Here is a 15,264-nt window from a genome sequence, read left to right on the forward strand (position 1 = left end):
TGCGCAGGGTTGCACAGCTATCAAAAAGCAAAGCCCCGCGATAATCGCGGGGCTAAACTAAAAACTATTAATCAGAATTTTTTTATTGGCCTGATTGCTGACGGGCCTCGTTTTTCATGGCATCATTAGCCACAATAACAATTTCTACGCGGCGGTTCTGCGCGCGACCGGCAGCAGTACTGTTATCAGCAATGGGTTCGCTTTCGCCTTTACCACTGGTGGTTAAACGGGATGAGGCAACATTGTTAGCCATCAGGAATGATTTTACGGATTCGGCACGGCGAACTGACAATGCCTGGTTATAAGTATCGCTACCGGTGTTATCAGTATGTCCCACAATCAGGATGTTGGTTTGCGGGTTGTTTTGCAATGAGGTAGCCAGATTAGCCAAATTAGTACGGGCTGCTGATTTCAAATCTGATTTATCGGTATCAAACAAAATACCCGAATCAAATTTTACCAATATACCTTCGCCCTCACGGGTAACTGTAGCGCCCGGAACAGTTTGTTTAATTTCTGCTGCCTGGCGATCCATGTTACGCCCAATAAAAGCACCTGCTGTACCACCTACAGCGCCACCTATAATAGCACCTAATGCAGTGTTACCTGCTGCTTTACCAATAAAGGCACCAATTGTACCACCTGCACCAGCACCTATGGCAGCACCTTTTTGGGTTTTAGTCATAGAGTCGCAACCTGAAGCTAATACGCCTAATGAAGCCAAAGCAATACTGTAAGTAGCAATTTTTATCTTTAATGTTTTCATTTTAAAATTTGTTGTGTGTATACCGGGTATTTACAAAGCAAATGCCAAACAGCGCCGGTTGCATATTATGATACTTTACCTATGAATATTACGGTTTATTACACTTGTAATAAAGTATTTTAATATTTGCGAAAGAGACGCAACACTACGACTGTCACAACTATCACAATTGTGGATAGAGTTGCCCGCTTTTTAGTACAATATTATTTAACAGTCGAGTTAATTAATCCAGGTGGTAAAAGTAGGATAAATGTACTGCCCTCACCCTGTACAGAAAATACCTGTATTTCTATTTGGTGGAAATCGGCAATTGAGCGCACAATAGGCAGCCCCAGCCCAAAGCTGTCCTGTGAAAGTGATTTTTTAAGTTTTTTGAACCGATTAAATATAAATGGAAGCTCTTCTTCAGCTATACCTATACCGGTATCGGCTATACTTATCGCATACTGGCCGCTTGCCCATTTAGCCGTTACCATAATTTCGCCATTTTCTCTGTTGTATTTGATTGCGTTATTAATGAGGTTAAATAACAGGTTGAACAGTAAAAACTTATTTACGTTGATAAGTTCCACATCATCTGATACCCCGAGTTCAAGATTGATGTTTTTATCCTGCAGGCGTATAGATATTTCTTCATATACGTCCTGCAGCAAGCTACCTGCAGTAACGGTATCTTCTTTTAAGAACTGGTGATTTTCTATCTGCGATATCAGCAATAGCGTTTTGGTGATACTTTTTAGCCGGTTAAGTATTTTTTGCATTTCCAGCAGGCGCAGCTTGGTATCGTCTGCAATATCATCCTGCTCAAATAAATTCTCAATTTTTGATTGCAGGATAGAGATCGGCGTCATGAGCTCATGCGAAGCGTTGGAAATAAACTCCCGCTCTTTCTGAAATGCGCCTTCAATGGTTTCCACCATTTTATGGATACTGATATCCAGATGCTGAAAATCGACCGTGCTGGTTTTAACCTCTTTGTAAGCGGTGAAGCTTGGGAACTTTTTACCCAGTAATTTGGTACGGATAATAATGCGAAGCGGCCTTAAGATATAGTTGGAGTAAGCCTGGTCGGCAAGTATGGTAAGCAATACCATACCCAATAACAGCAGGAAAGCAATACTTTGCAACGGGCCGCTTGTTTCACCAATGGTATCACTGCTTTTACCAATTTCCAGCAAATAGTTCTTCTTCCCGGCAATAAAGGTATGGCTGAGGATCCGGTAGTCAATGGTATCCTGCTCAATAATACGCTTTTCGTCTTTTATGGTATCGAGGTGTAGTCCAGGCTCAGCCTCATCAAGACTGATGTATTCTTCTTTCAGCGGAAGATAGCTGCCATAGCTTTCGCCATTTTCGATATAGTTGCTAATGCCCTTTTTGTGCACAATCTCCAGCAGCTTATCGCGCTGTTTGATCAGCCGGCTATCGGTATAGTTCTTATTAATGCTTTCAATAATGCCCGGCAGCAGCAAAACAAACAAGGTTACAATAACCAGCTTGGATATGGTATTGAACAGTGTGAGTTTAGTTTGGAGCTTCAATGTGCTTTAAGCGTTTGTTTTTATCCGGTAGCCCAGGCCGCGTACGGTTTCGAGCCAGTCGGCAGGAGCAAAGGCATTTAGTTTCTTGCGTATGTTTTTGATATGGGCGTCAATAAAATTAGAGTCGTAATCGTCATTGATTACGCTGCCCCAGATATGTTCGCCCAGTTGCGCCCGTGTAAGCGTACGGTTTTTGTGCAGCAACAGATAAGCCAGCAGGTCAAACTCTTTTTTGGTAATGGCGCTTACCTGGACTGCATTGTAACTAATAGTGCGATCGGTTAGATTTACCATAAAACCATCCAGATCAATAATATTTTGCGGCACCCCAAACTTACGCCTGATAATTGCCTGCATACGGCTTTGCAGTTCCAGTAGTGAGAAAGGCTTGGGCAGGTAATCGTCTGCGCCAAGGTCAAGACCTTTTATGCGATCGCTTACCTCAGCGCGGGCGGTAAGGATGATACAAGCAGCATCCGGGTTAGTACCGCGGGCTTCTTTTAACAGGTCCAGTCCGTCATAATCGGGCAGGCCAAGGTCAAGCAGGATAAAATCGTACAGGTTAACCGCTATCTTCTCTGAGGCGGAAGCACCATCATAACTAATTTCACAAATATAATTATGCTTGGTAAGAAAAAGCTCCAGTTCATGAGCCAGTGCCTTCTCGTCTTCAATGATCAGTACGTTCATTTAATAAAAAACGTAATAAAAGGTGAAATTAAAAAATGATTCGCGGTGGTTACGCAACAAGCCTTCAACGTTAACAGGCATAGAATATCTCCAAGATGCTTCCAAAGTATAATGCGGCGTATTATAAGCCAAAGGCAGCTTAAAGCTGTAATTGAGCGCATTGAAGCGAGAATTCGCCCTGGCCATCCGGGCATTCTCATCAGGCAGGTAGATGTTGGTATACTCCAGCGTTCGTTCGTGGTCAACAGCGTAGCGCTGCACAAAATTCTGGGTACCCAGTATCATACTTACCGAGGGCGTAACCGACAGGTAGTCCTGGTCATTAAAAATACTAAATTTACTTTCAATGTATTTAGACACGCTGAGGGTGGTAAATACGTCATATGATTTCCCGAAAAGATAATCGGCGGTTATACTGGCACGGAAGGATTTAAAATCGAAACTGTTTTTCCAGTTAATATCATTTGACGAAGCCGATTTAATGATGTTAGCCTCCTTGTTAAAGATGAAACGGGTGTAACTTATAGTACCGGTATACTTTTTTGAAAGACGATAGTAATATCCGCCGCCCACGTCAATTTCATCAACCAGGGGTTTATAGCCTAAAACCTTCAGCGCGGAGCCATAGGCGAAAAAGCCGGGTTTGCTGTTAATAACAATATCTGTAGATACGAACGGATACTTAATAGGGCCTGTCCGGCCAAAAAACAACGCATCGCTGCCATAGGTAACCCCAACAGATGCCGAACTTTTTCGGATAGGTTTTACCGTATCGGTATCGGCTACCGCATGGTAGTTCCTGTACGCTTCAAGGCCGGCCAATTTTGCAGATGCCAGTAGCGTGTTAAAAGTAAATATCAGTATGAGGGCGCCAATATATTTCATCAATATACTATGGTTACTCGTTTCTTCTTGGTATTTCCGGAGGTCTTTCCACACCTTCGGGCCTGCGTTTACGCGGCGGTTTAGGCTTATCGGTTTTTACCTCCTCTATTTTCTCGGGTTTAGGTAGCTTTTTAGCTTTAGCTATCTCCTTAATTTTCTTTTTATCCTCATCAGATGGCTTCTGCCGGCCTTTTGTTACAGTGTCTCTTTGCTGGAACGTAATAAATATGTTTAATGGTATATACCTTTTGATTTTGACCACCGACGAATCGGGCCGGTTGCTACCCCTCGGGTACAACGAAAGCGGAGCCAGCAGCAACAAGGTTACAATATACAAAAACCACTTCGTCATTTACAGTAGCAGCGAAAAGCAAATTAAACAAAGATAAAGCACAGGGCTTTCTTTGCACTATATGTTAATATGTAAAAAATGCGCTGAGCATTAAGCAAACTTAATACTCAGCGCAATAATTGATTAATCAGGTTTATATGCGAGCGGCAAAGCCGCTTATGTTACAATTGAATATGCTTTGAAGTGTATACACGCTCGTGATCATCAATCACCACACAAGCTATCTGGTTAAGTTTGTTTGCCATGTACAAACCCGTGTTAATACCCATGCTAAACATTGGGGCAGTCATGGCGCCGGCCATTTCCGCGGTAGGCGCTAAAACGCTTACACTTTTAATAGCACTCACAGGGAAACCGGTTGCATTATTTATCTGCGTTTGGCCGTTAATCGATATTGTATTATAGGACGTGGATAAAGCCATATTACTGATAGCCATTTGCGCATATACTTCTTCTGCCTTGTCCGGATCGGCTGCGCCAACGGTCCATGATGTGTTATCGGGCTGCAGGCCCCAGGTAAGCATATCACTACCAAAAAGAATTACACCACTGCTAACACCCTGCATTTGCAGTACAACCTTTGCCCTGTCGGCAGCATAACCACGGCCAATGGCGCTCAGGCTAATACGCATGGCTTTGTTCTTCAAGAAAACAGTTTGCTTTTTCTCGTTAAGTACAATGTTGGTATAGTTGGTAAGACTAATTTTCTTTTTAAGCGCTTTAGTTTTGGTGGCAACGGCAACACCGCCATCCTCCTCATTCTGAGGGATGCCATAAGCGATATCAAAGGTGCCGTAGGTAAGGGTTGATATTTGCAGCGCCCGGTCAATTAACTTGTATGTTTCCGTATCTACACGTACCGGAGCAACGCCCGCGTTACGGTTGATCTGGCTGATGGAGCTATCTTCGTTAAATGTACTCAACAGTTTTTCTATCCTGGATATCTCCGCTATTGCTTCCTCTATCCGTTCCAATGCCCATGCCGGGTTGTCGGTAACCAGTTTAAAGTCAAAGCCGGTTCCCATTAACCTTGCATTGCGGCTAAAGGTAGTTTTGGTATCTGTTAAGTTTTTTACTGCCAGCATAGATAATCGCGTTTAAATTACATCTGATGTTAACTGCCATACGTAAAGCAAAGGCTAAACGTAACTTTACAAACGCTAAATTATATGGGCATTATGAAAATGGCATGAAAAGCCAGCGGCCATAAACAATAAAAGCACCCTACAGGTGCTTTTATTCTAAATTTTACAAGTTTGTTACTTAAGCAACGGTTCCTTCTTTAAGTTTTTCAGCATTCTCGGCGAATTGCAGCGCTTCCATAATTTCCTGCAGGTCGCCATTCATCACGCCGGGCAGGTTATAAATAGTTAAACCTATACGGTGCTCGGTTAAGCGGCCCTGCGGGTAGTTGTAGGTACGTACCTTAGCGCTCCTGTCTCCTGTTGCTACCATGGTTTTCCGCTTTTTAGAGGTTTCCTCTAAATGCTTTTGCAGCTCCATTTCGTAAACGCGCGAGCGTAAAACCTGCAAAGCTTTATCATAGTTCTTTAACTGCGATTTCTGGTCCTGGCACTGCGCTACCACACCTGTTGGTATGTGCGTTAAACGCACAGCAGAGTAGGTGGTATTAACCGACTGACCGCCAGGGCCTGATGCGCAGAACAGATCCTTACGGATATCAGCGGCGTTTAGTTCAATATCAAACTCATCAACTTCGGGCAATACTACTACAGATGCCGCCGAAGTATGCACGCGGCCCTGAGTTTCTGTATCTGGCACACGCTGTACGCGGTGCACTCCAGATTCGTACTTGAAGTTACCATAAGCATCCTCGGCATTTACGTTGAAAACGATCTCTTTATAACCGCCAGCAGTACCCTCGGTGTAATCTACCAATTCGGTACGCCAGCCGCGCTTTTCGCAGTAACGCATATACATACGGTAAAGATCGCCGGCAAAAAGGGCTGCCTCATCGCCACCAGTACCGCCACGTATCTCCACAATGGCATTTTTAGAGTCTTCAGGGTCTTTGGGGATCAGCATCAGGCGAATAGTCTCTTCCATCTCTTCCTGTTTTTGAAGCAGGTCGTCAAGCTCAGCCTTAGCCATTTCGCGGAACTCCTCGTCCTTTTCAGTAGCCAGTATCTCTTTATTGGCGTCAATGTTGCTCATTACATTTTTGTAAATGTTATACTGCTCAACAATCTTCGCAAGGTCTTTATATTCTTTATTCAACTGGGCAAAACGTTTCATGTCAGCCATTGCTTCGGGGCTGCTCAGTTCGCCTTCAACTGTTTTCCAGCGTTGATATATTAACTCTAATTTCTCTAACATTTTTTCAGAAAGTTATGGCGGTTAAAGCCTTAGGCCATCCGCGCAAAAAACATGCAAAAATACGTATTTGGGGTGATAAAATCATTCAGGCTTTTGTAAGAAGATATGATTAGCGTTTAACGGTCCTTTTCAAACCATCTTAACTCCAGGTTTTTACCATCAAATACCGCGTACGTATAGTGGTTTACCCATTCGCCAAGGTTTACGTATCGGGAGCTATCCGGCAGTTGCACATCAAGCGGCAGATGCCGGTGACCAAAAACAAAATAATCGAAATGGCGGCTTTTAAGTACCTCTATTGAAAAAGCCTCGAGCCATTCCTGCTGATGCTGCTGCTTGTATACATCCTGCTTATTGGATATACGGCTTTGGTGCGACCACGCGTTGGCAATACCTACGCCAAGGTTTGGGTGCAGCCTTGCAAACAACCATTGGCAAAACCTGCTTCTGAATACTTTTTTGAGGAATTTATACATCCTGTCGCCGGGACCCAGTCCATCGCCGTGGTGCAGGTAAAATGTTTTGCCGGCACGCTCAATTTCCAGTTCATCGGCAATAATGGTTGCCCCGAGCTCCTGTACAAAATAATCGAACATCCACATATCATGGTTGCCTTTAAACATGTAAAGTTTTACCCCGGCATCGGTAAGCTGTGCCAGCTTGCCTAAAAAACGGATGTAGCCTTTAGGAACAACTGTTTTATACTCGAACCAAAAATCAAAAACATCGCCCATTAAGAATAATTCGGCAACATCATCCTTGACCATATCCAGCCAGCGGATAATGCGGTCTTCCCGCTCACGCGAGGAGGCATAGCCCATTGCTCCCAAATGAAAATCGGACGCGAAATACAGATTTTTACCCACCGGCATAAGGCGCAAAAGTACACATTATAAGGCAGCTAAAAAATCACTACAGGCTGGCATTCTCGGGCGGCAGATACTGTAACCTTTTTTCAAAATAAATATCCCAGCTGCGTTGTTGCTGCCGATTGGTCATGTTTTGGGTATCCTGCTCATAATCTTGGTTAAGCTGCTTGTAGCGGGCATCTATACGGTTAAATATGTTCATGGCCTCGGCCTGGTAGTTGGCGGTAAAGCGGGTGTTACTCATTACCCTTAAAATGTCCTGCTGCTCCAGGAAAGCGATGTTGTAATGCCCCTGCTCGTGTTTCAAAATTTCGGCAAGCTGGGCGTCTGTAGTTATACGCGAACGGTCAAGCCATGATTTATAATTGTTCATGAACAACCTGACATTGAAATGCAAAATATAGTCGCCGTTTCTGCGGCTGGCCTGGAACTTAAAGTCAAGAGTGCAATTGGTGTAAGCCACCACACCCCTGCCGTTGCGTTTAGGCACGCCCTGAAAATCATCAGGCGTAAGTGTACGAAAGGGTTGCGCCAAAACTGGCTGCGCGGCAAAGTACAGCAGCACAACAGCGCATACCATACAGTGTTTAATCCATCTCATTAAAAGCCGTTAGGGTAAATAAATTTACTTTTTGACGGCGTCTGTATGCAAAAGGTTTAAACTCATCATTTCTTTCATGGTACGCTGCATGGCATCACTTGAGCCATCAAGAAAAATAACGTTACCCTTCGAGTTTTCGGCAAAGTGTTTTATTGATTCCGTCCACATGGTGAACAGGATAACCGAAGTATCCATGTTGGCTTCCTGCATTTCTTTGGCCGCAACGGTCATACCCTTGGCAACCTCTTCTCTGAAAAGCGCGATACCTTGTCCGCGCAGTTGAGCGGCCTGGCGCTCGGCCTCGGCAGAAATTTTAATGGCATTACCTTCTGCTTCGGCAGCTTTTGTTTTAGTGATCAATAAAGCCTGACCTTCGTTTTCAGCAGCGGCTTTCAGGTTATTTGACGCCACCACCTGGCTCATTGATTTCATAATCACATCATCAAAGGTGATATCATTTAACTGAAGATCTTGCAGGTGATAGCCCCAGCCTTCTAATATATTATCCAGTTGTTCTTTTACGTGCTCAACAATATCACGGCGTAGTATCAATACTTCGCTTTGGCGTTTGGTGGCCACAAAGGCACGGATCGAGCCTTCCACCGTGCGGATCAGCGCCTGCATTAGGTTTCGCTCATCAACAAACTTAAACGCTACGTTTTTGATGGTTTCTTCCTCCTGGTTTAGTACCGAATAAAGAAGCATGGCCTTGAAGTACACGTTGGCCTGATCATATGTTACCGCCTGGAACTCCAGTTCAACCGAGCGGTTCTGGATGGATATTTTTGAGTAGATATTCTCAATCAACGGAATCTTGAAGTTTAAACCGGGCGTTAGTATCCTGCGGTATTTGCCAAATACGGTTATTACCACTATGGTACCCTGCTTAACGGTTACAAACGATGAGAAAACAATGATTACGATGAAGAACAGAAAAATGTAGAGCAGAACAGATGAGGCTTCCATTAGGTTGTATTTTTTATAAAGATAGCCTAATTTGGTTTCCCATCAATATAATTTGTTTGGAATAAGGTATAGGGCTGTCTTGTGATAACGAGCTAAAAAACAAAAAAGGCCACCTATAATGAGGGTAGCCGTTTTGCTAATTAGGATGTGCTGGCTATTACACCGCCTGCCAAACCGCATCCAGGAACCAATTTTTACTGTCGCTAAAGTGAACCATTGGCTCAAAGCCTGTCGTTAGAGCCAGTTCATCTGTTTGCTCAACGGTATATTTTTGAGATATCTCCATGTAAATGTATTCGTCTTTAGCAAAAGAGATAACCTCACTGCCTACCACCACTCTCTGCTCTGCCTGATTTACCAGATAGCTTTTACAGGCACCTGTTTCCGGGTCATACATGGCATAATGGTCAAACTGATCCACAATAAAGTCAGCACCCAGCTCACGGTTCATACGCTCCAATAAATTGAGGTTGAAGCGTTTGGTAATGCCTTGTTTATCATTATAAGCAGCTAAAACAGTTGCCGGGTTTTTCTTAAGATCAACACCGATGAACACCATATCCCCTGGCGACAAATGTTTGCGCAGCTCATGGCAAAACAGCTCCGCATCAGCCACGGGCATATTGCCAATGTTTGAGCCTAAAAACATCACTACTTTACGTTTGTCAGAAATAGCTGCGGCTTTCTTCAACATATCAAAATAATCGCCATTGAGGCCGGTGATATCAATGCCCGGCAATGTAACAGGCAGGGTCATGTTGAGGTACGAGATCACATTTTCTGAAATATCGATAGGCAGATAGCTAAAATCCGTTTTATTATCCAGCAGGTATTTTAATAGCTTGGTTGATTTAGTGGCATCCCCGGCACCTAACTCGATCAGATCAAAGGCATCGCCCTGGCCCATCATGGTCTGGCATATTTCGGCTGTTTGCGTAGTAAATATCTCCATTTCGCAATTGGTTGGGTAATATTCCTCGCAGTTCATCAAGTCCTGGAAAAGCTTATCGCCATGCGCGTCATAAAAATATTTTGAATTGAGATGCTTAGGCAAAGCGGTTAAGCCGGCAATGGTATCTTTATAAAATTGAAGATCAGTGAGAGGGTTGTTTTCGCCGGTGGCTTTTGTTAAAACTTGTGGTGCCATAGGTAGTTGGTAGATGGTGTTTTTATTATTTAGCCAAACGTATGCCAGTAAATTGCCAGCGAAGCTCGGGTTGAAAAAAATTGCGATAAGTGATACGGCTATGGTTAGGCGAGGTAACTTCTGATGCCCCGCGTAATACCTTTTGCCCCACCATAAATTTGCCATTGTATTCGCCAATGGCGCCTGGTGCTTTGGCAAAGCCCGGATAAGGCAGGTATGAACTTTCCGTCCATTCCCATCTTAACCCCCAATTAAATTTTGTTGCTGCTACTTCCCACTCAAACTCGGTAGGTATGCGCATGCCTTTCCAGGACGCATAAGCGTAAGCCTCATAATAACTGATGTGATTTAATGACTCGTGCCGGTTCACCGGCTGCAAACCATGAAAAGTATAGTTGTGCCATTTGCCATCTATCTGGTGCCAGTACATTGGCGCCTTAACCTGGTTACTGTTTACCCAATCCCAACCTGCTGCATGCCAATGGCGGAAATCATGATAACCTCCGGCCTCAATAAATTCCAGATACTCGGCATTGGTAACCAGGTTAGGGCTTATCTCATATGCATTAAGATAAACCTTGTGGTGGTTAAGCTCGTTATCAAAACAAAAGCCCTCGCCGTTAAAGCCAACTTCATAAACGCCTTCTTCTATTTTTATTAATTCACTTTCCGATTGGTGAAATTTCGGTATTACCCAATCCCTCGAGTAAGCCGGAAACAATGGGTTATGGCCAAGGATGTATTTAATATCCGTTAGTAGAAGCTCCTGATGCTGTTCCTCATGGTTAAAGCCCAGCACAAGTAATTCTCTAACATCGTCGTTCACATTGCCACAGGCCAAAAAATTATACATGGCGTCATCTACATATTTGCGGTAACGCTTGATGTCGATAACCGTTGGCCTGCTTAAATTACCCCTGTCTGTACGGATAACACGTGTGCCTACGCTTTCATAATAGCTATTGAAAACGAAGTTATAATTAGCGTCAAATTCCTGGTACTCGGCGAAATATGGTTTAAGGATAAAGGTTTCGAAAAACCATGTGGTATGCCCTATGTGCCATTTAGGCGGACTCACATCTACCACGGGTTGTACCACGTAATCTTCGGTTTGCAGCGGTTCGCATATAGCTTCAGTGCGCTGGCGTACTTTTTTGTAACAGTCCGCTAAGTCCATAGGTATTATTTAGTATTCAAAAAGCGATTTAAGTCGGAAATTGTTTTGATGTGCAACTCATTTGCCTGTTGCCTGCGCATCATTAATGCGTAGGCATTGTTAAATCCAATGGGTTTTAGCCATTTAATTTTATATTGAGCAGCAAATGCAGCTTTAACATAAGCATAAGTACTGTCTTTACTGCTTTGTAACCGATTAATTACGTTCCGCGGTGCCTGTAAAATAGCCAGCAATCCCGTACCTGTATATTCAGGGTATACATCTATCTGGTTGTTGGTCATGGCGTCAAAAACGATCTTTGTTCCGCCGAGCCCGGTTTTAGTTTCAACGCCATATTTGGTGTAGCCCTTTATCAGCATACTATACATATTGGTAAGGATGTACTGTTCACCAAATATTTTTGAGCCTAAACGCACTACCTCGCCGTTGCTTTGCTGCGGAGCTTTATACAATCCTTTAGCCTGCAAAAAATCTTTGGCCACGCGCTCGGGTGTTTGGTGAAGATAATCAGTACGGTAGTTTAATTCCGTCATTACCGAATCATTTATTAAGCCGGAAAGTTTATTAAGCGTTGTCTCCAATTGAGGAAATTTCTTCAAAGCATCTTCACGCACCAGCGGTGCAGCATAGTAAGGCGGAAAGATTTTCTTGTCGTCATTTAAAACTACCAGATCATAAGCCTTTAGCCGGCCATCGGTAGAGTAACCGCTGATAACGTCCAGTTCTTTTTCCTGCGCGGCTTTGTACATTACGGCATCGCTGATTACAATCGTATGGATCTTTAACCTGTATTTGCTTACCAAGCCAAGGTTGCCGTCCTGCCGGCCCATAAACTCGGGGGTAAAACCAGCTGTTAGCTTGCTGCCATATGCTGATGGAATAAAGTAAAAGCATGAAAGTATCAACAGCAGCACCGGCGCTATCTTCACCGCTCCTTTCACTTTCCTGAAGTTTAGCTTTTGCAAAAGCGATAGCAGGAAATCAAACAAGATAGCCAACATAGCGGCCGGGATAGCCCCCGCTAATATCATGTTGGTATTGTTGAGCGAGATACCTCCGAAGATAAATTCGCCCAACCCGCCTGCGGCGATGTAAGATGCTAATGTTGCTACGCCAACGTTGATAACGGTAGCAGTACGAATACCTGCCAGTATTACCGGCATAGCCAAAGGTAATTCTACTTTAAATAGTACCTGCCACTTGTTCATACCCATGGCTATGGCAGCTTCTTTAACATTGCTATCGACACCGGTTATGCCCGTGTGAGTATTTCTTACTATGGGTAACAGTGCGTAAAGTAGCAATGCCACAATAGCCGGTTTAGCACCAATACCTAACAGCGGGATCATGAAGCCTAATAAAGCGATGCTGGGTATAGTTTGTAGTATGCCCGCTATACCCAACACCGGCCCGGAGAGTTTGCGCACGCGGGAGATGTAGATACCTAATGGTAACCCGATAAGCACGGCGATAAATAGCGAAATAAACGTTAACCCGATATGCTGCAACGTTTGCACCAGTAGTTTATCGCTTTGCTGCCGCATAAACTCCATAAGGGTTTGTTGATGCTCATTCATGCGGAACATGGTTTTTAAAGCGTGAATAAGCAGACATCAACTGATCAAATGTTACAGAGCGCACTTCCCTGGTTTGCTGGTTGATAATATTAATGTTTTCGCGGGGGTAGAATTTAAACGTATCTAAAGCCTCCCATACACCGGCATTTGCTGCCAATTGAGAAGTATTTATACGACGGCCATCCGCAGGCAGGTATTGCCATATGTCGCCCAACTTTATGGTTTTCAACTCCAGTTGCAGGTGCTGCTCTTTCAGGAAGTCCTTAACAAAATCATTGGCCGGATTGAAGAGTAGCTCAGCTGCTGTTCCTATCTGCACAATTTGCCCTTTATCCATTAAAGCAATACGATCTGCCAGTAAAAATGCTTCCTGCACATCGTGCGTAACCAGGATGATGGTTTTACGCTTAAGCTCATCGAGCAGCTTAAACTCTGCATGTATCTTGGAGCGCGTAACATTGTCTAACGCCCCAAAAGGCTCATCCATTAGTAGTACCGGCGCATCGGCAACCAAAGCTCTTGCCAAACCTACCCGCTGCTGTTGCCCGCCGCTTAACTCTGCCGGGTAGGCATTCAGATATTCTTTAGGCAGATGTAATTTTTCTAATAACTCGTTGGTGCGCGTTTCAATCTTAGCTTTATTCCATTTTAAAAGGTTAGGAACAATGGCAATGTTTTCGGCAACCGTGTAATGTGGAAACAAACCATTGTTTTGTAACACGTAACCTATAGAGCGGCGTAGCAATTCCGGTGCCTGGCTTAAAATGTTTTGTCCATCAATTTCTATTGTACCGCTATCTGGTTCAATAAGGCGATTGAGCATTTTAAGCGTAGTGGTTTTCCCGCATCCGCTTGTGCCCAACAGAGCCAGAGTCTCGCCTTTGGCCACCACAAATGAAATATTGTTTACCGCGTGGGTTTGCCCGAAAGTTTTAACCAGGTTGCTAACTTTTATCATGCGGGCCGCCTAATCTTCTAAGGTCATGAACAGGTTATTGAGCGATTCTGAATAGGTGGGATGCGCGAAAACACAGTAACGGATCCTATCGTAAGTTATGCCGCCTTCCATCGCCATTTGTAAAACGCTCATGATCTCGCCACCTTCGGTACCAACAATGGCTACACCCAATATCTTCTTAGTTTTGGCGTCTACAATTGCTTTCATCATGCCGCGGGTATCGCCGGTTTCAATTGCTCTTGCCACGTGCGACATCTGCAGCTTTGCCACCTTGTAGTTCAATCCTTTTTCTTTCGCCTCGGTTTCCGTTATCCCAATCCGGCCTAACTCCGGATCTGTAAACATGCAGTAGGGTACAGGCCTGTTACGGATACTAAGGTTTTGCTTTTCAATCAGGTTACGATACACAATGGTGTAATCGTTATAGGAAATATGGGTAAAAGCCGGGCCGCCTTTTACATCGCCCAAAGCATAAATGCCCTTTACATTGGTCTCCAGTTTGGTGTTAACCGTGATGTAACCCTTGTCGTCGGTTTTAACGCCGGTTTTATCAAGTCCCAAAGTATCGGTTTGTGGCGCGCGACCGATAGCCACCAAAACATGGCTGCATTTTATTTTGTCTTCGGCATCTCCTGTCTTAATGGTAACCGTGATCTTGCCCTTATCTTTTTGTTTAACCCGGGCGGCTTTGGCATTAGTACGGATAGTAATATCTTCCTTCTCAAGAATGCGGGTTAATTCCAATGAAATGTCTTCATCTTCACGAGACAATATCCTGCCCGATTTTTCTATAATGGTAACTTTGCTGCCAAATCGTGCAAACATCTGCCCAAATTCTAACCCTATATAGTTACCGCCCAGGATCACCAGATGCTCCGGCACCTTTTCCAGATCAAGTATGGTAGTTGAGGTAAGGAAATCAATTTCATTAATGCCCTCAATATCATTCGGGATAACCGGCTTACCACCTGTGTTAATGAATATCTTATCGGCTTTAAACTCTTTTAAGCCATCCTTTTTAGTTCGTACGCGGATGGTTTTCGCCCCGGTAAAAGTAGCTTCGCCAAATAATACATCCAGGTTTTCGGTATTTTCGGCTGCCTTGAGTCCTCCATTACGTGATTTAAGCACTATCTCGTCTTTATGCTTTTTTATTTGCCGCATATCAACCTTGTAGCCCTTGATGGTAACCCCCATATCGTTACACTTGCTGGCAAGGTATGCCACACGTGCACTGGCTACCATGGTTTTAGTTGGAGTACAGCCATAGTTTACGCATGTACCGCCATAAAAGCGTTTTTCAACTATCAGGGTTTTCATGCCCGCCAAAGCCAGCTTTTTGGCCAGTGGCGCCCCTGCCTGACCCGAACCGATTACTATAGCATCGTATTGCTTCAT

The 15,264-nt window shown here is 44.0% G+C and carries 15 protein-coding genes; all 15 read right to left on the minus strand.

The window, feature by feature from the left end; all coding sequences use genetic code 11:
- Positions 1-82: 82 nt before the first annotated feature.
- On the minus strand, positions 83-766 hold the full coding sequence (locus CKK33_RS03925) for an OmpA family protein (protein ID WP_095702856.1): 684 nt from the start codon (positions 764-766) through the stop codon (positions 83-85).
- A 203-nt stretch (positions 767-969) separates the two neighbouring features.
- Positions 970-2,307, minus strand: a complete 1,338-nt coding sequence (locus tag CKK33_RS03930) for a cell wall metabolism sensor histidine kinase WalK (protein ID WP_095702857.1) — start codon at positions 2,305-2,307, stop codon at positions 970-972.
- Positions 2,308-2,313: 6 nt separating this feature from the next.
- Positions 2,314-2,997 carry a response regulator transcription factor gene (locus CKK33_RS03935; RefSeq protein WP_095702858.1) on the minus strand — a complete coding sequence of 228 codons (684 nt, stop codon included), beginning with the start codon at positions 2,995-2,997 and terminating at the stop codon, positions 2,314-2,316.
- Positions 2,998-3,882, minus strand: a complete 885-nt coding sequence (locus CKK33_RS03940; protein WP_095702859.1) for a hypothetical protein — start codon at positions 3,880-3,882, stop codon at positions 2,998-3,000. It lies immediately after the preceding gene.
- A 13-nt stretch (positions 3,883-3,895) separates the two neighbouring features.
- On the minus strand, positions 3,896-4,234 hold the full coding sequence (locus CKK33_RS03945; protein WP_095702860.1) for a hypothetical protein: 339 nt from the start codon (positions 4,232-4,234) through the stop codon (positions 3,896-3,898).
- Positions 4,235-4,395: 161 nt separating this feature from the next.
- A complete protein-coding gene (locus CKK33_RS03950; protein WP_095702861.1) occupies positions 4,396-5,319 on the minus strand; it encodes an FAD:protein FMN transferase in 924 nt (307 codons plus the stop codon).
- Between the two features lie 178 nt (positions 5,320-5,497).
- Positions 5,498-6,571, minus strand: a complete 1,074-nt coding sequence (prfA, locus tag CKK33_RS03955) for a peptide chain release factor 1 (protein WP_095702862.1) — start codon at positions 6,569-6,571, stop codon at positions 5,498-5,500.
- Positions 6,572-6,687: 116 nt separating this feature from the next.
- Complete coding sequence (locus CKK33_RS03960; RefSeq protein WP_095702863.1) at positions 6,688-7,443, minus strand: UDP-2,3-diacylglucosamine diphosphatase; 756 nt, start codon at positions 7,441-7,443, stop codon at positions 6,688-6,690.
- Positions 7,444-7,483: 40 nt separating this feature from the next.
- Positions 7,484-8,041, minus strand: a complete 558-nt coding sequence (locus tag CKK33_RS03965; RefSeq protein WP_095702864.1) for a DUF922 domain-containing protein — start codon at positions 8,039-8,041, stop codon at positions 7,484-7,486.
- Positions 8,042-8,065: 24 nt separating this feature from the next.
- On the minus strand, positions 8,066-9,007 hold the full coding sequence (locus CKK33_RS03970; protein ID WP_095702865.1) for an SPFH domain-containing protein: 942 nt from the start codon (positions 9,005-9,007) through the stop codon (positions 8,066-8,068).
- Between the two features lie 157 nt (positions 9,008-9,164).
- Complete coding sequence (locus CKK33_RS03975) at positions 9,165-10,154, minus strand: L-histidine N(alpha)-methyltransferase (RefSeq protein ID WP_095702866.1); 990 nt, start codon at positions 10,152-10,154, stop codon at positions 9,165-9,167.
- A gap of 25 nt (positions 10,155-10,179) precedes the next feature.
- On the minus strand, positions 10,180-11,331 hold the full coding sequence (egtB, locus tag CKK33_RS03980; protein WP_095702867.1) for an ergothioneine biosynthesis protein EgtB: 1,152 nt from the start codon (positions 11,329-11,331) through the stop codon (positions 10,180-10,182).
- Between the two features lie 5 nt (positions 11,332-11,336).
- On the minus strand, positions 11,337-12,908 hold the full coding sequence (locus CKK33_RS03985) for an ABC transporter permease/substrate-binding protein (protein WP_095702868.1): 1,572 nt from the start codon (positions 12,906-12,908) through the stop codon (positions 11,337-11,339).
- Positions 12,901-13,866, minus strand: coding sequence for an ABC transporter ATP-binding protein (locus CKK33_RS03990; RefSeq protein ID WP_095702869.1), 966 nt, complete (start codon positions 13,864-13,866; stop codon positions 12,901-12,903). The genes CKK33_RS03985 and CKK33_RS03990 overlap by 8 nt, the downstream gene beginning before the upstream one ends.
- A gap of 9 nt (positions 13,867-13,875) precedes the next feature.
- Positions 13,876-15,264 carry a dihydrolipoyl dehydrogenase gene (lpdA, locus tag CKK33_RS03995; RefSeq protein WP_095702870.1) on the minus strand — a complete coding sequence of 463 codons (1,389 nt, stop codon included), beginning with the start codon at positions 15,262-15,264 and terminating at the stop codon, positions 13,876-13,878.

Source organism: Mucilaginibacter sp. MD40 (genome assembly GCF_002288635.1).
In the GTDB taxonomy this organism is placed as follows: Bacteria; Bacteroidota; Bacteroidia; order Sphingobacteriales; family Sphingobacteriaceae; genus Mucilaginibacter.

What these genes read in the sequence shown, in the direction of transcription:
- CKK33_RS03970 (WP_095702865.1), bottom strand. Translation starts at nt 9,007, where the DNA reads ATGGAAGCCTCATCTGTTCTGCTCTACATTTTTCTGTTCTTCATCGTA.
- prfA (WP_095702862.1), bottom strand. Translation starts at nt 6,571, where the DNA reads ATGTTAGAGAAATTAGAGTTAATATATCAACGCTGGAAAACAGTTGAA.
- CKK33_RS03975 (WP_095702866.1), bottom strand. Translation starts at nt 10,154, where the DNA reads ATGGCACCACAAGTTTTAACAAAAGCCACCGGCGAAAACAACCCTCTC.
- CKK33_RS03925 (WP_095702856.1), bottom strand. Translation starts at nt 766, where the DNA reads ATGAAAACATTAAAGATAAAAATTGCTACTTACAGTATTGCTTTGGCT.
- CKK33_RS03950 (WP_095702861.1), bottom strand. Translation starts at nt 5,319, where the DNA reads ATGCTGGCAGTAAAAAACTTAACAGATACCAAAACTACCTTTAGCCGC.
- CKK33_RS03940 (WP_095702859.1), bottom strand. Translation starts at nt 3,882, where the DNA reads ATGAAATATATTGGCGCCCTCATACTGATATTTACTTTTAACACGCTA.
- CKK33_RS03935 (WP_095702858.1), bottom strand. Translation starts at nt 2,997, where the DNA reads ATGAACGTACTGATCATTGAAGACGAGAAGGCACTGGCTCATGAACTG.
- CKK33_RS03945 (WP_095702860.1), bottom strand. Translation starts at nt 4,234, where the DNA reads ATGACGAAGTGGTTTTTGTATATTGTAACCTTGTTGCTGCTGGCTCCG.
- lpdA (WP_095702870.1), bottom strand. Translation starts at nt 15,264, where the DNA reads ATGAAGCAATACGATGCTATAGTAATCGGTTCGGGTCAGGCAGGGGCG.
- CKK33_RS03985 (WP_095702868.1), bottom strand. Translation starts at nt 12,908, where the DNA reads ATGAATGAGCATCAACAAACCCTTATGGAGTTTATGCGGCAGCAAAGC.
- CKK33_RS03965 (WP_095702864.1), bottom strand. Translation starts at nt 8,041, where the DNA reads ATGAGATGGATTAAACACTGTATGGTATGCGCTGTTGTGCTGCTGTAC.
- egtB (WP_095702867.1), bottom strand. Translation starts at nt 11,331, where the DNA reads ATGGACTTAGCGGACTGTTACAAAAAAGTACGCCAGCGCACTGAAGCT.
- CKK33_RS03960 (WP_095702863.1), bottom strand. Translation starts at nt 7,443, where the DNA reads ATGCCGGTGGGTAAAAATCTGTATTTCGCGTCCGATTTTCATTTGGGA.
- CKK33_RS03990 (WP_095702869.1), bottom strand. Translation starts at nt 13,866, where the DNA reads ATGATAAAAGTTAGCAACCTGGTTAAAACTTTCGGGCAAACCCACGCG.